This is a genomic window from uncultured Moraxella sp., assembly GCF_945873075.1.
In the GTDB taxonomy this organism is placed as follows: domain Bacteria; phylum Pseudomonadota; class Gammaproteobacteria; order Pseudomonadales; family Moraxellaceae; genus Moraxella.
In genome coordinates, this window is record NZ_CAMCBS010000008.1 from 67888 (window position 1) to 89015 (window position 21128).

Here is a 21128-nt window from a genome sequence, read left to right on the forward strand (position 1 = left end):
GCTAATTGACAATCATCAAGACAATTAATGATAAATTTACTGAACAATCTCATCAGGGATACTTGCCAAGACATCTTTTAAAATAGTCAAGCCTTCATGCAAGGTTTCCATCTCAATGGTCAATGGGGGCAACAGGCGGATGATATGGCGATATTTGCCGCTTGGCATGAGTAATAAGCCTTTGTCTCTTGCGGTAGTCAGTACATAGTCCATGACCTTAGGATGCGTGCCGTATTTGGGGTGCTTTAGGATGATGCCACGCATCGCACCAATGCCTGTCAAGCCTGCCACCCAGTCGCTGATACCGTCTTGTTGCCAAGTGCTGATGGTCGTCTCAAGCGTGTCGGCGTAGCGTTTGGCATTTTGCCACAGCGTATCATCCGCCATAATCTCAAGCACCGCCATCGCAGCAGCGCACGCCACAGGGTTGCCCGAATAAGTCCCACCAAGACTGCCTTTAATCAGCCCTTGCATGAATTTATCCCGCCCAACGACCGCCCCAAGTGGCATACCGCCCGCCATACTTTTGGCAAGTAAGAGTATGTCAGGCTCAATGCCTAAATGACTAAAGGCAAACGGCGTGCCTGTACGCCCAAAGCCTGCTTGGATTTCATCAAAAATCAGCACAATGCCATGCCTATCACAAAACGCACGCAGATACTTGGCAAGCTCGCTATCCATCACGGCAAACCCGCCTTCGCCTTGTACAGGCTCGGCAATCACCGCACCGATGTTTGCTATATCTACTTCAACGCTAATCAGTCGCTCAAGCGCATCAATCGCCGTCTGAACGCTCACGCCTGTATCACGGCTAGCAAAAGGAATGTGATACACGCCACTTGCCAAGAGTCCCAAGCCTGATTTGTAGGGGGCGACTTTACCATTTAGATTCACTGTGCCAAGCGTACGCCCATGAAATGCCCCATCAAAGGCAATCACGCCTGCTTTGCCTGTGGCTTGGCGGACGATTTTTAGGGCGTTTTCGACTGCTTCAGCACCGCTATTGGTGAGCATGACCGATAAATCATCATCAATCGGGATGATGTCAGTGAGTCGATTAATGTAGTCTGTATAAAGGGTGTGATAAGTGGCGTTATAAGCGGCATGGGTGAGCTTGATTGCCTGTGTGGCGATGGCATTGACAATGGCAGGGTGGCAATGCCCAAAATTAAGCACGCCAATCCCACCAAAAAAATCAATATATGCTTTGCCGTCCGTGTCCCATACACGGGCATTGTTGCCATGACTTAGGGTGATGGGGTGGACGATGCCCATGCCATCGGGCAGATGTACTGGTGTTGCCATGATACTTCCTTATACAAATACACAAAAAATTCAATCATGATGAGTGTAATAAGGGTATTTTGGCAAGTTTGATTCAGTGCATCAAACGAATATTTGGCGGTGGGGTATTCTGTTTTGTCATGGCAAGATGGCAAAAAAACATGGCGATGTGCTGACAGGACACATTATCCACTGTGCTGCTTCAGATACTGATGAATCCAATCAAGCATGGTGCGTACCTTGTGGCTATGACCAAGCTCGGTGCGATACACCATATAGTATGCGCCACGACCTGCCATTTGGTAGGGGTGGGCTTGGATAAGTTCGCCTTGGTTAAGCTGATTTTTGACAAATCGCAATGGCACAAGCGCCACACCACAGCCTAGCTTGGCGGCTTTGATACAGGCATTAAAAGTATCAAAACGCACGCCCATCAGTGCCGTATCGGTAGGGTGATTTTGTTCGGCAAAATATTCATACCAAGCACGGGGGCGGGTGCGTACTTGTAATAGGTGTGCTGATGCCAGATGTGATAAGTCATTGATTTTATCCAAATAATCAGGCGCACAGACCGCTACCGAACATTCATCAAACAGCTTCACCGCTTCCATACCTGCCCACACGCCATCGCCATACACAAAGCCCATGTCGATATTATCGCCGAGTAGAGCACTGGCTTGTTCGGCAATGTCTAGATGGATGAGTGGATGCGCTTGGCGAAAGCCTTTGAGTGCAGGGATGAGCCACTGCGCACAAAAAGTTGCGTGCGAGATGATGTGCAAGGTATCGGCTTCAACACCATGTGCCATCAGATTGAGCGTAGAGAGTTCGAGCTGTTGTAGGATGTTTTGGGCATCGTGGTAGTAGGCTTGACCGGCAGGGGTCAAAAATAGCCCCGAGCTTGAGCGGTGAAACAGCTGAACGGCAAGCAGTTCTTCAAGTTGAGCGACTTGCTTACTCACCGCACTTTGGGTCATGTGCAGCTCTTTGCTCGCACGAGTGAAGCTAAGATGACGAGCGGTGCACTCAAAGCACTGCAAGGCGGTGGTGGATGGATAACGGCGGTAGTTGAGCTGGGTCATGGTGGCGATGGCAATAAGTTATGTCAATTTCACATAGAATAGCATACCGCCACTTGCTTTCACAACACACCCAAGCCAAATGACGACATCACCGATTCATGAACTCATCAGTTTATTGTTTTGCTATTGATAAATGCAGGGTGTGCCAATACATTGATGTTGTATTTTGCTATTTTATGATTTGGCAAGCCCAAGACAGCCATAGGGGGCTGATAATGACTCAAGCAACTAACCAAAATACCAAGCTCTCCATCCTAAACCTAGTACCCGTCCGCCAAGGTCAGACCAATAAAGACGCCATCAACAGCATGATTGCACTTGCCAAATTTGCCGATCAGGCAGGCTATCATCGCTACTGGATCGCCGAGCATCACAACACCCGCTCGCTAGTGAGCTCAGCAACTCAAGTACTCATCGGTCATACGCTGTCGCAGACCGATCGCATCCGTGTCGGCAGTGGTGGGGTGATGCTGCCCAATCACAGTCCGCTGATGGTCGCTGAGCAGTATGGGACGCTTGCGACGATGTATCCAGATCGTGTGGATCTGGGGCTTGGGCGAGCACCAGGCACCGATCCCAAGACCGCAGCGGCGCTCAGACGCCATGCACATGATATTTCGCATCAGTTTCCACAGGATATTGCTGATCTGCAGCGATATTTTGGTGATGATGCAGTACAGAGCGATGTCAAGGCGATCCCCGCCATCGGCACCCAAGTTCCGCTGTATATCCTAGGCTCGAGCACTGACAGTGCATATTTGGCGGCACGGCTTGGGCTGCCTTATGCCTTTGCCAGTCACTTTGCGCCAGCGCTGATGCCCGAAGCGCTGCATATTTATCGCACTCACTTTGCGCCATCGGATACGCTGGATGCGCCGTATGTCATCATCGGCTGTAATGCCATCGTCGCTGACAGCGATCAGCATGCTGAATATCTGGCGACGACACAGCAGCAGTCATTCTTGAATGTCGTGCGTGGTCGGGGTCAGCCGATGCAGCCGCCTGTCGATGATATGAATGCCATTTGGCTACCGCACGAAAAAGCCGCTGTGATGCACATGACCGCCTGCTCATTCATCGGTGGTCGTGATACCGTGAAGGCTCAGCTACAAGCATTCCAATCACGCTATCAAGCCGATGAGCTGATGGTGATGAGTCATATTTTTGACGAAAACTTACAACAAAACAGCTATCAGATGCTGTATGATATCGTCCAAGATCTCAATCAGACTGCTGAAGCTGATTTGAGTAGTTAATGCTAAATTGTTTTAATGATTTAATAAATTTAAAATAACAACCAAAATGATTTTTATAAATCTTTTATGATCAATTAAAAAGAGAAACACCATGCCAAGCTTTCGCCATCTACACACGCCATTTAGCATCAAAAATTTAACGCTCAAAAACCGCATCGTCATGCCACCGATGTGCCAATACCAAGCTACAGACGGTATGCCGAACGACTGGCATTATGTGCATTATGTTAGTCGAGCCATTGGCGGCGTGGGCTTGATTATCGTTGAGATGACCAATGTTGCGCCAAATGGACGTATTTCGCCACGCTGTCTGGGGCTTTGGAATGATGAACAAGCTGACGCATTCAAGCGTATCGTCGATGGCGTACACGCCCAAGGCGCCAAAATCGGTATCCAAATCGCCCACGCAGGGCGTAAGGCGCAAGACTGCCCAGATGCCATCGCCCCTAGTGCCATCCACTATGGCAAGCTTGACTATGAAGGGCAAAACCTAATCACGCCAAAGGCAATGAGTGTGCAGGAGATTGATGATACCATCGCCGCCTTTGTGGCATCGGTGCGTCGTGCGGTGGCGGCAGGCTTTGATGTGATTGAGCTACATGGCGCGCATGGTTATTTGATTCATCAGTTTAGCTCGCCTAAGTCCAATGTGCGTGATGATGAATATGGTCAAGATAAGTTCTTATTTGGCGAAAAAGTCATCCAAGCGGTCAAAGCTGTGATGCCTGCTGATATGCCACTGATCATCCGTATCAGCGCCCAAGAATACGGCGAAAATGGCTACGACAGCGACTATGGTGTACAGATGGCACAGCGGTTTGCCAAAGCAGGCGTTACCCAACAACTACCAGAAATACTAACTTATATCACTAAACACCGATAATTTATATAAAAACCACTTACCATTCTAATACCAATGTTGTAATATATAGTTATATTCCACTATTTACTACTATTCATTAATGTACACCTATAAAGATTTGACCAAACCGACTTATCGTCCATCAGAAGTCGCTAAAATGCTTAATATTCATTACAATACTCTGCGTCTTAAAGATATTGACAGTGGCGGTACTCTGTTTGAACGCACCGATGCAGGTCGTCGCTATATGACCAAAGATAAGCTGGTTACTTTGTTAAAACAACACCGCTTATGGTATGAAGTTGCCAATACCGATAAAATAGACATCGTCTATGCTCGTGTATCATCGCATCAACAAAAAGAAAATGGTGACTTAGACAGACAAGCTGTCAGCATCTTAGAAGCGATTGGGGATTTAAATAATCCTATGGTGATTAAAGATGTTGGTTCGGGTTTGAATGATAAGCGTAAAGGCCTATTAACCTTAATGGATAAAGTGGCATCTGGTGATGTATCTCGAGTATGTATCACCTATAAAGACCGCCTTACCCGCTTTGGATTTAACTACCTAGAGAAGTTCTGCTTAAGTCATGGTGCTAAAATCGTACTGGTTGGACAAGAATATCCCAAATCTGCTCAAGAAGAGCTTGTACACGACATGATGAGCCTAATGGCATCATTTAGCGGTAAGCTGTATGGTATGCGTTCTCGCCACAAAAGCCAAGTAGAAGATTATCAATTAGACACCATTATGACAGGTCTTGATGATGAGTGACAGTTATTCATTTGCGCAAGATAAGCTTGTGCTGTGCAGTAAAACACTACTACATCCTAAGCACAACAAAGAAGTCATTGCATATCTTGACGCCCAGCGACGAGAATATGCATATATTCTAAGACGCACCTTTCATGCGTTTAATAATGCTGATGCAGTATACTACCGCATCCAAGATAGAATAACACCCAATCATGGCATCTTAATTAGTGAATATCGTAGCTGGATGCAAGATGAGTACAATATCAGTTCAAGAACCGCTGATGCTATCATTGGTGAAGCTCGTGGTAAAATTGCATCCGTCAAAGAACTAAACTTGATTAATCTATCCGGTTTAAAGCAAGGATTGGCTGATTTAAATGAACGGTTGGATGAGAAAATAGAAGTCCTTGCCAAATTACGTAAAAAGGTGTTGGACAAAACAGCAACTACCAAACAACTTGAAAGCTACCAAAGAAGCAAACGTGCTATTTGGCAAATCAAACAAAAAATCAATCGTGTTAAACAAAGTATCGCTAAGCTTGAAAAACGCATTGATAGTGGCAAAGTGAATGTTTGCTTTGGTTCTAAAAGCCTTGCTCGCAAATCGACGGGTACCGATGCCAGCAAAAGACATAAAACTGCGTTTCTTGACCATCGTGATGGACATATGATGTTCATTGGGGATAAGAACCACAAATCCTGTAATCTTAATTGCCAAATGACCATGATTTATGATAAAGGCATCTACCAATTCCAACTGCGCAAAGATTTTGATTATAAAGATGCCAAAGGCGATGATAAATATGTGTTTGGACAGGTGAAATTCCACTATCTGGTGGATGAAATCAACCAAGCCTTGCAATATCGACTGGAGAACAGTGGCAAAGACAGCACTAGACCTTTAGGTCAAGCTTTAACTTACAACTTTGTTTATAAAAACGGTCGGTATTATATGGTCTGCGTCATTGATATTAACTGCAAAAATATCACCGATGACAAACAACCTGTTGTCGCCAACTGTAGCAAAGGTGTGATTGGTATTGATTTTAACAAAGACCATTTGGCGCTATCGTATGTTGATAATAACGGTAGGTTACTTGGTATCCAAAAGATTGACTATGAGTTACAAAGTAGTGGTTTTAACAAGAACCAATTTGCGCATATCGCAAAAGAGTTAAGCCAGCTTGCTCAAGAAAAGCAAATGGCATTGGCGATTGAAGATTTAAACTTTATGCTTAAAAAACAGAAGGCTAAATCTGCTCAAGGTCAGTCTGATATGGGTAAACGGTCTTATAATAAAATGCTTCACAGCTTGCCATACGCCATGTTTAAACGCTGTATGTTGAGCAGAACCGCAAAAGATTCTGTGTATCTGGTAGGTGTAAACCCCGCCTTTACCAGCCTAATTGGTAAAATCAAGTTTGCGCATATGAAGCTAAATGTCCATATGTCAGCGGCATACACCATTGCAAGGCGAGCCTTAGGATTTAAAGATAGGTACACTAAACAAGAAGAAGATGCTTATGACAAACTACAAAAACAGCTCAAAGAAAACACCAAAAAACAAAAGAATATCGCCAAATTAGCCAGAGAAGTGCGATTGGCAAAACAACTTCAAACAAATAACAGCTTAGAACAACAGCTACAAGCTGTGTTCTAAAACCAAACCATCAGCAAGGACAGTCCAAGCACTAGATAGCAACAGACCGCAACCTTGCTCATGTTATCAAGCAAACAACTGACTGAGAATTTACTTGAAATTCAACAGGAACGGTTTGCTACGGGCTAACGGTACAAGCCTTGACCTGCAAGGGTCTAAAAATCCCATTGTGATGTAATGTTATGATGTTGGGTACCGTGGATATGATTCATGTCAGCGGTGGCGGTGATGGTGTGCTTACCAAGGGTCATCATCCAGCCTTTGGCGCAGGCTATCAAGTGGGCTTGGCTGATAAAATCAAAAAAGCCACTGACCTGCCCGTCATCGCTGTGGGTATGCTTGATGATGCGCTGGTCGCTGATTTTGTACTTGAGTCGCAACAAGCCGACCTAGTCGCCATCGGTCGTGGGCTGCTCAGAGACCCGCATTGGTGGCTAAATGCTCAACAGAGATTGGGGCTAACAGCACAACAAATGCAAGACTTGCCACCGTCATATGCTCGTGGGTATTGAGCATTACTGATAATAAACTGATGATTAACAGGATAATTAAACCATGTTCCCAAAATTTGCCAAAATCACGGCAGGTTTTGGGAATTTTATGACTTTTGGTAATCCTTAGTGGCATACTCGGAATTTTTTGGTATAATAAGAATAATTTTCCCAATATTTCTCATACTTTTTAAAAGAATCACACAGGCAGCCGATGATGAGCCAAACCGCCAATCAACCTACTTCGCCAACCAAAAAAGCCGAACTGCTTTGCCCAGCAGGGACATTCAAAAATATGCAATACGCCTTTGCCTATGGCGCAGATGCCGTCTATGCAGGGCAGGCGCGTTATAGCTTGCGTGTGCGTAATAATGACTTTGATGAAGATAATCTGCGTCGTGGCATCGAGTATGCACACAGTCTTGGCAAGCAGTTTTATGTGGTGGTCAATATCCAAGCGCATAATGCCAAGCTTAAGACCTTTATCGAAGACATCCGCCCTGTGATTGAGATGAAGCCTGATGCGCTCATCATGTCGGATGCAGGCATGATTATGATGGTGCGTGAAGCATTTCCCGAGCAGGCGATTCATCTGTCAGTGCAAGCCAATGCGGTGAACTGGGCGACGGTGAAATTTTGGAAACAAATGGGCGTCAGCCGTGTCATCGTCAGCCGTGAGCTGTCAATGAAAGAGATTGAGCAAATCATCGCCGAAGTCCCTGATATGGAAATCGAAGTATTCGTGCATGGTGCGCTGTGCATGGCGTATTCAGGTCGTTGCCTGCTGTCAGGCTATATCAATAAACGAGATGCCAATCAAGGCACTTGCACCAATGCCTGCCGCTGGTCGTACAATACCTACAAAGCCACCGAGAACGAAACCGGCGACATCGTCCCTGTAACCCAAAGCACAGACACTGCGCAAGTCTTTGTGCCAAATCAAACAAACGACAGCAACGCCATCGGCACAATTAACCTAAATGGCGATATGGTGATGGGTGATGACTATGTCGAAAAGCCATCAGATGAAGTGGTGCTCATCGAAGAAGAAGGCCGCCCGGGCGAGCTGATGGCGATGTACGAAGATGAGCATGGCACTTATATCATGAACTCTAAGGACTTGCGTGCGGTGGAGCTCGTACCTGATTTGGTCAATATGGGCGTACATTCGCTCAAAATCGAAGGGCGTACCAAGTCGCACTACTATGTGGCACGCACCGCCCAAGTCTATCGCCGTGCGATTGATGATGCAGTGGCAGGCAAGCCATTTGACACCAGTCTCATCACAGCACTGGATGGGCTTGCCAATCGTGGCTATACCGAAGGATTCTTGCGCCGTCATGTCCATAGCGACTACCAAAACTATGAATACGGCTCATCCAAGACCGATCATCAGCAGTTCGTCGCCGAAGTCTCTGCCATCAGTGATGAGCGACTCACCCTAGAAGTCAAAAACAAACTGATGGTCGGCGACACCATCGAAATCATGACCCCGCAAGGCAATATCACCTACACACTTGATCAGATGTGGAACAAAAAAGGCGAGCCAATCGATGGCGCGCTGGGCTCTGGCTGGATCTGCCAAATTATCAATCCATTCAAAGATATGGATCATGATGTGCTAAAATTCGCCCTAATCATGAAACAGGTTAATGAGCCGATTTATACATGAGTGATGAATTAACCGAGCTATTACAAGCTGAAAAATCTAATCCAAACGACGATCAGTTATTAAGCAAAATCGCTTTTTATTATCTTGCTAATCCTGATGGTCGCAAGGATTTGGAATATTTCAAAAAGGCTTATGAGGCTAATCCAAATATCAAAAACACCCATAATTATGCTTTTTGGGCATATTATGAATATGGCGAAACTGACTTGGCTTTACCGTTATTTAAAGCGTTAATCGCCAAAAATCCAAAGTCATTTTATCCATATATTGTGTATGCCAACCTTTTGTTTTCACCATCGGACTATAGCAATACTGCCAATATTCAAGCGATTAACAATCATTCTGATTTATTGATTGAATTATATCAAAAATCTATAATCTTATTTAATAATACGCCACAAGATTATCAGAATAGCCATCAACATGAGCTTGCTTATCTTTATAATAATTTAGCTAATTTTTATGTCGCTCAACAGGATTTTACAAAGGCTGATGAGTGTTATAATCAAGCGATTGATATATTTTCTGATATGTTGCAAGATAAGCATTCTTGCCTGAATGATGAATCTATCAAAGATTATCTTTGTTCAATTGCTTTAAATAAAGTGCGTTTAAATGTCATTAATAATGACTTAGCAACCGCCAAGAAATTTTTGGTATTGGCAGAAAGTTACAATACTGACTCCCGCTTGGATATTGCTTATTGTTATGCGCTGATGGGTGATTATCAACAATCTTACCAGACGCTAAATGGGAAATTTAATTTTCATTTTAGCTGGACATGGCTTTGTTATGCCATTTGGCAGACAGATATGACTGCGTGGCAAGCTTATGTAAAAGGCTTGATTGATGCAGAAATGGTGCAAATCCAAGAATATCAAGATGAGTTGGCAAATTGTAAAGACAGTGAAAAACAAGACATCCAAGACACCATTCAATATCATCAAGATGAGTTGGCTCAAATCAGCCAATTTATAGATACACCGCCTACCCCCGAGTTGTCTGCAAAAGAACAATGCTTGGCAGATTTGCATTATTTTTATAAGTGTTGGCTATTGGGCTGTGAAAATTGTCATAATCTGACCAATGATGACAATGAATGGATCGGCGCATAATTCGGACAAATAAAAGACGCTAAAACATGGCACTAAAAATCACCACCGACTGTATCAACTGCGACATCTGCGAGCCAGAATGTCCCAATGATGCCATCAGCTATGACCAAAAAGGTCAAAAAACCTATGTCATCAATCCCGACCTATGCACCGAGTGCGTGGGCTTTTATGACGAGCCGACTTGCGATAAGGTCTGCCCGATTGATTGTATCATCAAAGACCCCGAGCGTGTCGAGTCACCCGATGAGCTGATGAGCAAATATAAAACCATTTGGAATAAATAAAACCTATTATCCGCCTGTGAATCACTGTATCACAGGCTTTTTTTGTGGCTTATTGATAGCCAAACATCAATCTTAATACATCTATAAATACAAATAATTCCCATTTATTTTATCAAATAGTACCAATTATCATTTACAACTAAGAATTATTCTGCTAAAATTCATTTCCGTAGCGTTACCAAACTCACGATAGTCTTACTGCTTTTTGGGTTTTGTGGTGAATGTGTATCGTGATGTGTTTGGCTACTGATTAACCATGATAGAGGAAATTATGAAAAAATTTGCAAAACTCCCCCTAAGTTTGGCTGTCATGAGTGTATTGACAACCACCACTTTTGCCAATGAGCAAGCCATCGAACAAGCTGTCGAGCCAACGGTGGTGTTAGAAGGCGACACGATTGTCATCGACCGTCAAGGCACTAAAGTTAAGACCAATGTGGTCACTGCTCAAGAAAAAGATGAGAGCACCGAGACCAATCTGCGTGGCTTGCTTGAAGAAGAACCTGCGATTGATATCGGTGGCGGTACCGGTGCATCGCAGTTTTTGACCATTCGTGGTATGGGTCAAAACTCTGTGGATGTCAAGGTGGATAATGCCTATTCAGACAGCCAAATTCTGTATCATCAAGGCCGATTTATCCTTGATCCATCATTGGTGAAGATCGTCAGCGTCCAAAAAGGCGCAGGATCGGCATCAGCAGGTATCGGTGCGACCAACGGTGCAATCATCGCTAAGACGCTAGATGCCAAAGATTTGTTGGCTGATAGCGACAAGGATTATGGCGCTAAGATCAATGCAGGCTACTCAAGCAATGATGGCTATAACTATGGCGCCACTGCCTTTGGTCGTATGGGCAATGTTGATGCATTGGTCTCGTATAATTTTAAAAACGAAGAGAATTTCAAAGCTGGTGATGGCTATGTCAATGGCATCGATGGCGAAGATTATGTGCCATACAGTGCGCTTGAGACCACCAGTTACTTGGCAAAAATCGGCGCAGATCTTGGCAAGCATCGCCTAGTACTTAGCCATATGAAAGATGAACAAGCAGGCGTGCGTACCGTGCGTGAAGAGTTTTCGGCATTTGGCGCTGATGTACAGCCGAGATTGAGCTTGGCTCGCCAAGCACCTGCTTATCGTGAGACATCACTGAGTAATACCAACCTTGAATGGACTGCCAAGGACTTGGGTCTAAGCTTTGTCAATGACATCACTGCCAATGCTTATCTGATGAAAAATGAGCGCTATTCGGCCGATGATCGTGGCTGTGGCTACTGTGGCTATGGTAATGCATCTGCCTATCCTGACCCAGTTGAGACCACCACCGAGATTGAAACCAAAGGTGCGAATATCAATTTTGATGCCTTGGCGGGTGAAAATACTGTCGTTAAGTATGGTGTGAACTATCGCCATCAAGAAATCACCCCAGGCAACATCAATCCTAGCATCATGACGCACACGCCAGAAAAGAGCGACACAGGTGCTTATGTTGAGATCATTGGCGATGTGGGTAATCTGACCGTTACCGGTGGTATGCGTTATGATCACTTTGATATCACTGCCAACGATGGCGTCAATGCGACTGGTGGTAATCTCAACCCAAGCCTAGGTTTGATTTATCAAGCGACACCAACGCTAAGCTTTAGTGCCAACCACAACTACGCTACTCGCAGTCCACGCCTGTATGATGCGCTGATGGTGGGCCGTGCTCGTGTGTCAGTCAATCCGAATATCAAAGCAGAGCGAGCTCGCAATACTGAGATTGGCTTTAACTACAACAATGGTAACTTTGGTCTAGACGGCACTTATTATTGGCAAAAAGTCAATGATGTCATCGTCAATCCACAAGACAGACACGAAAGTGCAGGTCAGCGAGAAGCGGTGAATGACGGCTATTCTAAGAACCATGGCTATGAGCTTGGTGCATCCTATCGCCAAGGCGGTCTGACTGCACGAGTTGGTGTGGCTGAGAGCAATCCTGAATACTTCTTGAGTTCTACAAGTGAAGTAAACCCTGAGTTTGCTGTACCTGTGGGACGCACTTGGACGGCATCATTGGCATATCGCTTCGCCAATCCAAATCTAGAAATCGGCGTGCGCAACCGTACTGTTGAGGATTCAGAAGATGCTGTTGTCGCAGGTGCAAACATTAGCTCACGCCCTGGTTATAGTGTAACTGATGTGTTCGCTAACTGGAAACCATATGGCAATGATAAGATGAATGTCAATTTTGCTGTAAACAATGTTGAAGATGAATTTTATTATCCACATTCACAGCGTGCCGCAGCAACGACCTATCCAGGCGTCGGCCGTGAATACCGTGTGGGTGTGAATTATACTTTCTAATTCATACTGATTGTTTTCTCCACCAAAAAAACGCCCAAGCAGATATACCTACTTGGGCGTTTTTCTGTATAATTAAGAAGTGAATCAGATGTTGAAATTAAGTGTATCTAATGATGATACAGCTTATCACACACTTAACATTTAGGCTGATTGGCGGATAAAGGTGCTGACTTGCCTGCTTAGAATCTGCCATAGCTTGGCTTGTGCGCCAAGACTACCCCAAGCGTTATGTGGGGTGAATAGCACTCGTGGATGGTCTTTGATGCCAAGCAGTGCATCATCATTGGCAAATGGCTCATCATCAAAGACATCGGACGCATAGCCGAGAATCTGCTGTTGATTGAGCGCCTTGACAATGCTATCACCATCCACCACCGCACCACGAGCGACATTGACGATCAGCGGTCGCTTGGTCATCTTGGCAATGGTGTTATCATTGATCAGTCGCAAGGTATCATCGGTCAAAGGGCAATGCAGGCTGATGATATCACTGTCAGCGAGCACGGTGTCAAAGTCAGTATAATCAGCACTGCGTGGCGATTTGCCTTGTCGTTCGGCGTATAGCACAGTCATGCCAAAGACACGGGCAATCTCACCGACACGACGACCAATATTGCCACTACCAATGATGCCAAGCGTACGACCTTGTAGGTCATAAATCGGCTCATCAAGCAAACAAAACCGTCCATCGGCTTGCCATGTGCCATCAGTGGCAACACGATGATAATGATTGAGCGCACGCATGGCAGACAGCATCAGCCCAAAGGTATGCTCGGGCACGCTTGCCACCGAGTAGCCGGCGACATTATACAGCTGTACGCCATGCTCATCGCAGGCTGTCTTGTCCACATTATTCATACCTGTGGCGGTCAGTTGAATGAGCTTAAGCTTAGGCAGGGCACTGATAACATCACGAGTGATCAGTACTTTGTTGGTGATGATGATATCGGCATCTTGACAGCGTTCGATGATGGCGGCGGTGTCATTTGGCGTGGCGTCATAGACTTGATAATCGCTGATGCCATCAGGCGTGGGTAGAGTGATTTGTGCCGAAAAAGTCGCTCGATCCAAAAATACAGCTTTCATGGTTTATCCTTATCATACAAAATCTACAGATGGGCGTGATGGCATTGTAGCATATTTTGGTGAATAAGCCATGAATGGATAAGGGGTTGAAAAATTGCCCAAGCGTACAAATTTTAACCATCAACTAAAGAAAAATAATGCGAAAATCGCCAAACTCAAGTAAAATATAAGGTTTGGTGTTTTATAACAAATTCGTCCAGTTGCGAAAAACAATAAGAGCAAGTCAATGAGTGAAAATTTTGCCATCGGTCAGCGTTATTTATCAGACAGCGAAACCAGTCTAGGGCTTGGCGTTGTCATCAATGTTGATGAACGCTGTGTGCACATCTTATTCCCCCAAAGCGAAGAAACCCGAGTCTATGCCAAGGCATCTGCTTTGCTGTCTCGTGTGGTGTTCTCGGTGGGTGATAACATTACCGACCAAGATGGCAATCAGTTCACCGTCGAGCGCTGTGAAGACATCGCAGGCGTGATGCGTTATCATCTGACCTGTGGCAAGAGCCTGATGGAGACTCGCTTGGCGGCGAATATCACGCTTGCCAAACCACTTGAGCGACTGCTCGCTGGTCGTATCGAAGGGGCGGATTGGTATGAGCTGCGCCAAGATGCACTGCGTATCAATGCGATGCTAAGCCGTCATCCCTTGCGTGGCTTGATCGGCGCTCGTGTGGATATCATCAAGCATCAGCTGTATATTGCTCATGAAGTTGGCAAGCGTCTATCGCCACGCGTGCTGTTGGCAGATGAAGTGGGTCTGGGTAAGACCATTGAAGCAGGACTTATCATGCATCAGCAGATTTTGACCGGCAAGGTCGATCGAGTGCTTGTGCTTGTGCCTGATAGCTTGCAGTATCAATGGATGATTGAGCTTAAGCGCCGTTTTAATTTGGATTTTGCGCTGTTTGACTTGGTGCGTACCGCATCCATTAAGGAACACAACCCTGAGCAAAATGTGTTTTTGACTGAGCAATTTATCATTGTTGGTATTGATTTATTGCTTGACCATCATGACCTGTATGAGCAGGCTTATGCCGCAGGCTTTGATTTGCTGGTCGTGGATGAAGCGCATCATTTGCATTGGGATAGCGAGCAAGGCGGTAATGATAAATATGAGATGGTGGCGGATTTTGCTGCCAATATCGCAGGCGTGCTACTCTTGACAGCGACACCAGAGCAGCTAGGCGTGGAGAGTCATTTTGCTCGCCTAAGACTGCTTGATCCACATCGCTTTGATGATTTGGATGATTTTATCGCTGCCCAAGATGCCTTTGCGGATGTGGCGATGGTGGCGACACTGCTGATTGATGGTCAAGAATTATCCGAAAAGCAAATCCGTGCCGTGGCAGGTTTACTTGGCTTTGATGAACCTGAGCTTGCTGATATCAATGCCAATGAGCGACTGCGCACCCATGTGATTAATGAGCTGCTTGACCGTCATGGTACGGGTCGTGTGCTGTTTCGCAATACCCGTGATAGCGTTCAAGGTTTCCACGGGCGCATGAGTATTCCTTATCCACTGCCACTGCCTGATGCATGGAAAGGTACGCACTATACCGATGGCAAACTGCGTGAACAGCTGTGGGGCGAAGAAAATCACCCTGACGGCTCATGGCTTGAGACCGACCCTAGAGTGTCATGGCTGATTGGGCTATTGCGCCAAGAGCTGAAGCACAAAAAGGTACTGCTGATTGCTCGCAGTGGGGCGACGATTGAGAGCCTAGAAGCCGTACTACGCTTGCACGCGGGTATCAAGACGGCGATTTTTACCGAGCAGATGAGCTTACTTGAGCGAGACCAAGCGGCGGCGTATTTTGCTGATGATGCGGGGGCGCAGATTTTGCTGTGCTCGGAGATTGGTTCAGAAGGGCGCAATTTTCAGTTTGCCCAAGATTTGGTGCTGTTTGATTTGCCTGCCAATCCAGATACGCTTGAGCAGCGCATCGGACGACTTGACCGTATCGGTCAAACTGCCCAAATCCGCCTGCACGTGCCTTTTGTCATGGGGACTGCCCAAGAGCGTCTGTACAACTGGTATGATGGCGCATTGAACATTTTCCATCAAATCAGCCCAACCGCTCAATCTGTCCAAGAAGCCTATATCGCTACGCTCAAGCCATTACTTGAAGGTGGGGAGAGCGAAGAGAACCGCACAGCGCTCATTGAGCTGATTGCCGAAGCTGCCATCTATCGTGGACAGCTCGAAGCTGAGCTACAAGCAGGGCGAGATCGCTTGCTTGAGTATAACTCATGCCGTCCAAATGTCGCCACACGCATTGAGACTGCCATGCATGAGCTTGATAACAACAAGCTATTACCTGTGTTCCTAGATCGCTATCTGACCGCAGTCGGTATGGATTATAGTGTTCAGCGTGATGGCTCGTGGATTATCCATCCTGTTGATGCATCCGAAGTGGACATCGAAGGTATTGAGAGCCTGCCGATTGATGAAGATGGCATGACTTTGACCTTTAGCCGTCAGCAGGCATTGGCTCGTGAAGACATGGAGTACATGACTTATGAGCATCCGCTGGTGCAGGCGGTGCTTGAGATGGTGCTGTCAGGGACTTTTGGTAATACCCAAGTCGCCTTGCTCAAATCATCTGCCTTGCCAAAAGGTATGCTACTCATCGAAAGTCAGTATCGTATCGAAGCCATCGCTGCTAAGTCATTGAATTTATCCGCTTATTTGCCGCAGCAGAGCCTAAGAGTGTTCCTAAGCGAGCGTGGCGATGACTTGACCAAAGTCGCCACCACCGACAAAATCATGCCACTGATTGACCGCCTTGATAAGCCAAGAGCGCGCCAAGTGACCAAAGCCCGTGCCGCCATCATCGATGCTCGTGCCCAAGATGCCAAAGCTCGTGCTATAGCTCAGCTCGATGAGATTAGTGCACAGGCGATGAGTGCCTTTGGGGAATATATGGATAAAGAAATCGGGCGTCTGACCCGCTTACAAGCCATCAACCCCAATGTGCGTGATGATGAGATTATCGCACTCACCAAGCGCAAAGAACAGGGTCTGTCAGCACTTGCCAATCTATCGCTCGTGCCTGATAGTATCCGAGTGCTGGTGGTGGTCTCGCCTGAATAACGCATGGCGCTGATGCCATGCTCATTGTGGTATTGATGAATAAAACGGATTGATATGTCATTTGCCAAAGTACATACTCGCTCGGTCATCGGGCTTAATGCCCCGCAGGTCGAAGTCGAAGTGCATTTATCTCAAGGTTTGCCTGCCTTGACCATTGTCGGCTTGCCCGAAGCGGCGGTGCGGGAGAGTAAGGACCGTGTGCGTTCTGCACTCATTAACTCAGGCTTTGAATTTCCCAATCGGCGCTTGACGATTAATCTTGCGCCAGCAGATTTGCCAAAAGACGGCTCACGATTGGATTTGCCGATTGCGCTTGGGATTTTGGCAGCCAGTGGGCAGATTGATGATAAGATACTCGATGGCTTTGAGTTTATTGGTGAATTGGCATTAAATGGTGAGCTGCGCGCCATCACAGGTGCGCTGTCTGTGGCTCGTGCGATTAAAAATATGCCCGATACTAGACAGCTAATCGTACCGACTAGCAATGCCATCGAAGCTGCCAAAGTCGGCGGTATCACCGTGCTATCAGCAGATACGCTAGCATCGGTCTGTCGCCACCTAGATGTGGTGTGCGGTGTCAATCGCAATCAAGCGGATTTATTGCCCATTGCGCCCACCCCTGAATGTGGTGAAGTCGTCAGCTATCAGCAGGATTTGGCAGATGTCAAAGGTCAGCACCATGCCAGACGAGCACTTGAGATTGCCGCAGCGGGTGGACATTCGTTATTATTCAAAGGCACACCCGGTTCGGGCAAGACCATGATGGCATCTCGCTTGCCAAGTATCTTACCGCCACTCACCGACGCCGAAGCGCTCGAAGTGGCGAGTATTTATTCCATCGCAGGTGTGGAATATCGTTTTGGCGAAAGACCTTTCAGGGCGATACTGCAGGGAATTTCACCAGCTGCATTGATTGGCGGGGGTGGCGGTTCAAAGCCAAAACCAGGTGAAATCACGCTTGGGCATCATGGAGTTTTGTTCATTGATGAGATTTTGGAATTTGACCGTAAAGCACTTGAAATGCTAAGACAGCCAATTGAGTCAGGTGAAGTGACCATTTCTCGTGCTAATACCAAAGTTACTTTTCCTGCCGATTTTCAGCTGATTGCAGCGATGAACCCTTGTCCTTGCGGTTATCATGGTGACCCGTCGAACCGCTGTGTCTGCCGTCCCGAGCAAGTCAAAAAATACCAAGAAAGGCTTTCAGGACCGCTGCTTGACCGTATTGATTTGCACATCACAGTGCCGGCATTGCCGATTGATGATTTGCAAAATGCCCCAACAGGTGAGCCATCGAGTGTCGTGCGTGAGCGAGTCATCAAGGCACGGCAGATTGCCATCGCTCGTCAAGGTAAGGCAAACTATGAGCTGACACCGAGCGAGCTTGATGGCGTTGCCAAGCTTGGCGAGCACGAACAGCAGATGCTCAAGCTAGCAAGCGCACGGCTCAACCTATCAGCACGCAGTTATCATCGTATCTTGCGTGTGGCTCGTACCATTGCTGATTTGGCAGGGGCTGACATGATTGGCAGTGCACATCTTGCCGAAGCGCTAAGTTATCGATAGTAGTATTGGGCTATCGATAAGTCGCTACAATCCACGATACCAGCCCAGCAAAATCATCAAAGGCAGCATCAGGCTCGCTTGAGTCTATCGGCTCGCCATAGTTATAGCCATAGCGTAGCGCCAGTGTTGTCATACCGCACGCTTTGCCTGCTTGGATGTCGTTTTTTGAATCACCGACCATGATGGCATCATCGATGGCGACGCCGAGCGTCGTGCAGATATGCTGTAGTGGTGCAGGGTCAGGTTTTTTGGTGGGTAGGCTATCACCGCCTAGCACGACATCAAAGCTATCTGACCAGTCCATCGCACCCAAAATCCCCGCCAAAAAGCGATACGGCTTATTGGTGCACAATGCCAAGCGAAAGCCATTGGCTTGTAGCGTCGCTAGTCCATCATGCACGCCAGCATAGGCGGTGGTGTCATTGGCGATTTGACTATATTCAGCTAAAAAAATCTCATGCGCATCATGCACCGCCTTGTCATCACTTGGTGCATCATGATGAGTGAGCGCACGGGTAACGAGATTATACGAGCCATTACCCACCCAGCTTTTGACCGTGTCGATGGCGACCGCAGGCAAATCAAGCTTGGTCAGCATCCGATTGACCGCCGTCGCCAAATCTAGCGCGCTATCAATCAGCGTCCCATCCAAATCAAAAATAATGACTGATTTTGACATCACATTCCCCCTTTTTTTGTTGTGCCTTATCTTGGTTTATCATCTGCTTAGTTGGGTGGCGTGCTTGCTAAATTTAAAATTACACCGTTTTGGCTAAAGGTGCGACCGCTCTGCACGATTTTTTGTCAAATTTATCAAAAATCCACCCAAAACTGATTGTAACATATCCGATGGCATTTGGCGAAATTTGCCTAAGTGAGTAACAATGCTCAAATTTTCGGCGATTTTGATGGTTTTTTTGGGGCAAAGGGGCAAAAAATTATCCAATAAAATCTTTGACAGCAATAATTTACCAAAATCGTGCGATTAAATTTGCCAAAAAAATCTTGCCAAACATCAAAAATCGCCACCAATTTCCCAAAAATCCCCAAAAATTTGCTAAAATTGATTAAAATTTCATCAATTGGCGATGACTTGTGCCAAATTGCCTGTCAAAGTTGCGCAAAAGACGGGTCTTGGCAGAGAGTTTTGACACAATTTGTTGCATATTTGGGTAGAGTGTTGCTTGGCATACCCCAAAATTTGCAAAACTTTACACAGAACACTCAAAACACGCACAGTCAGTATGAAATATTTTGTTACTATGAACCCATCGTTTGAGATGACACGATTTAAAACTTTTTCAATGTGGCATCTTAATTAACCAACTCACTAAGGAGAAAAACGATGAAAACTCTATCTAAAGCACTACTAGCACTATCAGCATCATCAGTTCTAGCGATGAGCGCAAACGCAGCCATCAGCTATGGCACATCAGAAGCAGCACAGCCTTATGTTGGTGTTAAAGTTGGTACAATCGACGCTGACCAAATCGACGGCAATGTGACTTCATACGGTGTGTATGGCGGTTACAACTTCGACCAAAACTTCGGCGTAGAAGCTGAATACATGGGTTCTGACACCAAAGATTTTAACATCGGTGCGACCCCTGTTGAAGGTGATGTAAAAACTTATGGCGTCTATGGTACATATCGTTATAACTTCAACAACACCCCAATCTATGCCAAAGGCAAACTGGGTGTTGCAAAAACTGAAGTGAATGTTGAAGGTCGTAACAGCTCAAGCTCTATTAATAGCAACACTGACGAAACTGGCATCGCTGGTGGTGTGGCTCTAGGCTACAAGCCAACGGCTAACTTCGGTGTTGAGCTAGGCTACAACTACCTATCATCTGATGCAAACATGGCAGCAATCGGTGCACACTTCGCATTCTAAGCTAAGTACTGTAACGCTCTAAAAAGCACAAAAACAATCGCTCATTTAGTTGGGCGATTGTTTTTTTCATCAAAGCAAGCCTAAATCAATCATCATGCTACCAGATGGTAAAATCAGCATAAAAAAGCAAGCTCAAGGCTTGCTATCGAGAATGACTTACAGGGCGTTTTCGTCAAATTCACCAGTGCGGATGCGGATGACTCGTTCAAGTGGCGTCACAAAAATCTTACCATCGCCAATCTTGCCTGTATTGGCAGCTTTGATGATAGCTTCGATGATGGCATCGGTCATCTCATCACTGCAGGCGATTTCGATTTTGATTTTTGGCAAAAAATCCACCACATATTCTGCGCCACGATACATCTCGGTATGACCTTTTTGGCGACCAAAGCCTTTGACTTCGGTGATGGTAATGCCATTGATACCAATCTCAGATAGGGCTTCACGGACATCGTCGAGCTTAAAGGGTTTGATGATAGCAGAAATCAGTTTCATAACTCTAAATCCTTGGCAGTTGGCTAGATTTTTTATTATATAGCCAAATTTGCCAAAAATCCAACGCTTTGATGATTTTGACCATCAATTCAGCGTGTGCAACGCTTAGCCAAATGAACTCATTACGCTTCACAATCTCAACACGCCACGCCCAAAACCTGCTACAATAAGGCAGTTTTTGTATCT

At 46.1% G+C, this 21128-nt stretch carries 18 protein-coding genes; 12 read left to right on the forward strand and 6 right to left on the reverse strand.

From position 1 onward, the window contains the following. Nucleotides 1-36 precede the first annotated feature (36 nt). Together Q0N89_RS04290 and Q0N89_RS04295 are read right to left on the reverse strand one after the other, a co-directional pair. The gene (locus tag Q0N89_RS04290; RefSeq protein ID WP_294033732.1) at nt 37-1305 is read right to left on the reverse strand and encodes an aspartate aminotransferase family protein; all 1269 of its coding nucleotides are present in this window, start codon (nt 1303-1305) and stop codon (nt 37-39) included. A 164-nt stretch (nt 1306-1469) separates the two neighbouring features. After that, nucleotides 1470-2366 carry a LysR substrate-binding domain-containing protein gene (locus Q0N89_RS04295; RefSeq protein WP_294033734.1) on the reverse strand — a complete coding sequence of 299 codons (897 nt, stop codon included), beginning with the start codon at nt 2364-2366 and terminating at the stop codon, nt 1470-1472. A gap of 215 nt (nt 2367-2581) precedes the next feature. Between Q0N89_RS04295 and Q0N89_RS04300 the strand changes: the two genes are divergently transcribed. The 9 genes from Q0N89_RS04300 (at nt 2582) to Q0N89_RS04340 (ending at nt 12810) form a co-directional block, all read left to right on the forward strand. Continuing rightward, a complete protein-coding gene (locus Q0N89_RS04300) occupies nt 2582-3622 on the forward strand; it encodes an LLM class flavin-dependent oxidoreductase (RefSeq protein ID WP_294033736.1) in 1041 nt (346 codons plus the stop codon). Nucleotides 3623-3713: 91 nt separating this feature from the next. Continuing rightward, the gene (locus Q0N89_RS04305; protein ID WP_294033738.1) at nt 3714-4505 is read left to right on the forward strand and encodes an NADPH dehydrogenase; all 792 of its coding nucleotides are present in this window, start codon (nt 3714-3716) and stop codon (nt 4503-4505) included. Between the two features lie 79 nt (nt 4506-4584). Further along, on the forward strand, nt 4585-5259 hold the full coding sequence (locus Q0N89_RS04310; RefSeq protein WP_294033740.1) for an IS607 family transposase: 675 nt from the start codon (nt 4585-4587) through the stop codon (nt 5257-5259). Nucleotides 5260-5485: 226 nt separating this feature from the next. Then, entirely contained in the window at nt 5486-6901 is a 1416-nt protein-coding gene (locus Q0N89_RS04315) for a hypothetical protein (protein WP_294033742.1), read from the forward strand. Nucleotides 6902-7083: 182 nt separating this feature from the next. Then, nucleotides 7084-7413 carry a hypothetical protein gene (locus Q0N89_RS04320; protein WP_294033744.1) on the forward strand — a complete coding sequence of 110 codons (330 nt, stop codon included), beginning with the start codon at nt 7084-7086 and terminating at the stop codon, nt 7411-7413. 196 nt (nt 7414-7609) lie between these two features. Further along, nucleotides 7610-9064, forward strand: a complete 1455-nt coding sequence (yegQ, locus tag Q0N89_RS04325; protein ID WP_294033746.1) for a tRNA 5-hydroxyuridine modification protein YegQ — start codon at nt 7610-7612, stop codon at nt 9062-9064. After that, nucleotides 9061-10179, forward strand: a complete 1119-nt coding sequence (locus Q0N89_RS04330; protein WP_294033748.1) for a hypothetical protein — start codon at nt 9061-9063, stop codon at nt 10177-10179. The genes yegQ and Q0N89_RS04330 overlap by 4 nt, the downstream gene beginning before the upstream one ends. 26 nt (nt 10180-10205) lie before the next feature. Next, on the forward strand, nt 10206-10463 hold the full coding sequence (locus Q0N89_RS04335) for a YfhL family 4Fe-4S dicluster ferredoxin (protein WP_294033750.1): 258 nt from the start codon (nt 10206-10208) through the stop codon (nt 10461-10463). A 271-nt stretch (nt 10464-10734) separates the two neighbouring features. Further along, nucleotides 10735-12810: a TonB-dependent siderophore receptor gene (locus Q0N89_RS04340; RefSeq protein ID WP_294033752.1), complete on the forward strand. Its 2076-nt coding sequence runs from the start codon at nt 10735-10737 to the stop codon at nt 12808-12810. A gap of 141 nt (nt 12811-12951) precedes the next feature. On the opposite strand, the gene Q0N89_RS04345 is transcribed toward Q0N89_RS04340, so the two are convergent. Continuing rightward, nucleotides 12952-13896 (reverse strand): D-2-hydroxyacid dehydrogenase, encoded by a 945-nt coding sequence (locus Q0N89_RS04345; protein ID WP_294033754.1) that lies wholly within the window; start codon nt 13894-13896, stop codon nt 12952-12954. 226 nt (nt 13897-14122) lie between these two features. Between Q0N89_RS04345 and rapA the strand changes: the two genes are divergently transcribed. Both rapA and Q0N89_RS04355 read left to right on the forward strand, forming a co-directional pair. After that, entirely contained in the window at nt 14123-16987 is a 2865-nt protein-coding gene (gene rapA, locus Q0N89_RS04350) for an RNA polymerase-associated protein RapA (RefSeq protein WP_294033757.1), read from the forward strand. A gap of 54 nt (nt 16988-17041) precedes the next feature. Continuing rightward, on the forward strand, nt 17042-18553 hold the full coding sequence (locus tag Q0N89_RS04355; protein WP_294033759.1) for a YifB family Mg chelatase-like AAA ATPase: 1512 nt from the start codon (nt 17042-17044) through the stop codon (nt 18551-18553). A 10-nt stretch (nt 18554-18563) separates the two neighbouring features. Here the strand turns inward: Q0N89_RS04355 and Q0N89_RS04360 are convergent, their stop codons facing one another. Beyond that, entirely contained in the window at nt 18564-19232 is a 669-nt protein-coding gene (locus Q0N89_RS04360; RefSeq protein WP_294033761.1) for a phosphoglycolate phosphatase, read from the reverse strand. Between the two features lie 666 nt (nt 19233-19898). Between Q0N89_RS04360 and Q0N89_RS04365 the strand changes: the two genes are divergently transcribed. Beyond that, nucleotides 19899-20447 carry a porin family protein gene (locus Q0N89_RS04365; RefSeq protein ID WP_294033763.1) on the forward strand — a complete coding sequence of 183 codons (549 nt, stop codon included), beginning with the start codon at nt 19899-19901 and terminating at the stop codon, nt 20445-20447. 156 nt (nt 20448-20603) lie between these two features. Here Q0N89_RS04365 and glnK read toward each other — a convergent pair whose 3' ends face one another. Beyond that, nucleotides 20604-20942, reverse strand: a complete 339-nt coding sequence (gene glnK / locus Q0N89_RS04370; RefSeq protein ID WP_078253263.1) for a P-II family nitrogen regulator — start codon at nt 20940-20942, stop codon at nt 20604-20606. Between the two features lie 4 nt (nt 20943-20946). After that, the coding region (locus tag Q0N89_RS04375; protein WP_294033766.1) for a hypothetical protein at nt 20947-21128 on the reverse strand (182 nt) is incomplete at its 5' end.

What these genes read in the sequence shown, in the direction of transcription:
- Q0N89_RS04315 (WP_294033742.1), top strand. Translation starts at nt 5,486, where the DNA reads ATGCAAGATGAGTACAATATCAGTTCAAGAACCGCTGATGCTATCATT.
- Q0N89_RS04300 (WP_294033736.1), top strand. Translation starts at nt 2,582, where the DNA reads ATGACTCAAGCAACTAACCAAAATACCAAGCTCTCCATCCTAAACCTA.
- Q0N89_RS04345 (WP_294033754.1), bottom strand. Translation starts at nt 13,896, where the DNA reads ATGAAAGCTGTATTTTTGGATCGAGCGACTTTTTCGGCACAAATCACT.
- yegQ (WP_294033746.1), top strand. Translation starts at nt 7,610, where the DNA reads ATGAGCCAAACCGCCAATCAACCTACTTCGCCAACCAAAAAAGCCGAA.
- Q0N89_RS04335 (WP_294033750.1), top strand. Translation starts at nt 10,206, where the DNA reads ATGGCACTAAAAATCACCACCGACTGTATCAACTGCGACATCTGCGAG.
- Q0N89_RS04305 (WP_294033738.1), top strand. Translation starts at nt 3,714, where the DNA reads ATGCCAAGCTTTCGCCATCTACACACGCCATTTAGCATCAAAAATTTA.
- Q0N89_RS04365 (WP_294033763.1), top strand. Translation starts at nt 19,899, where the DNA reads ATGAAAACTCTATCTAAAGCACTACTAGCACTATCAGCATCATCAGTT.
- Q0N89_RS04340 (WP_294033752.1), top strand. Translation starts at nt 10,735, where the DNA reads ATGAAAAAATTTGCAAAACTCCCCCTAAGTTTGGCTGTCATGAGTGTA.
- Q0N89_RS04310 (WP_294033740.1), top strand. Translation starts at nt 4,585, where the DNA reads ATGTACACCTATAAAGATTTGACCAAACCGACTTATCGTCCATCAGAA.
- Q0N89_RS04295 (WP_294033734.1), bottom strand. Translation starts at nt 2,366, where the DNA reads ATGACCCAGCTCAACTACCGCCGTTATCCATCCACCACCGCCTTGCAG.
- glnK (WP_078253263.1), bottom strand. Translation starts at nt 20,942, where the DNA reads ATGAAACTGATTTCTGCTATCATCAAACCCTTTAAGCTCGACGATGTC.
- Q0N89_RS04355 (WP_294033759.1), top strand. Translation starts at nt 17,042, where the DNA reads ATGTCATTTGCCAAAGTACATACTCGCTCGGTCATCGGGCTTAATGCC.
- Q0N89_RS04330 (WP_294033748.1), top strand. Translation starts at nt 9,061, where the DNA reads ATGAGTGATGAATTAACCGAGCTATTACAAGCTGAAAAATCTAATCCA.
- Q0N89_RS04320 (WP_294033744.1), top strand. Translation starts at nt 7,084, where the DNA reads ATGATGTTGGGTACCGTGGATATGATTCATGTCAGCGGTGGCGGTGAT.
- rapA (WP_294033757.1), top strand. Translation starts at nt 14,123, where the DNA reads ATGAGTGAAAATTTTGCCATCGGTCAGCGTTATTTATCAGACAGCGAA.
- Q0N89_RS04290 (WP_294033732.1), bottom strand. Translation starts at nt 1,305, where the DNA reads ATGGCAACACCAGTACATCTGCCCGATGGCATGGGCATCGTCCACCCC.
- Q0N89_RS04360 (WP_294033761.1), bottom strand. Translation starts at nt 19,232, where the DNA reads ATGTCAAAATCAGTCATTATTTTTGATTTGGATGGGACGCTGATTGAT.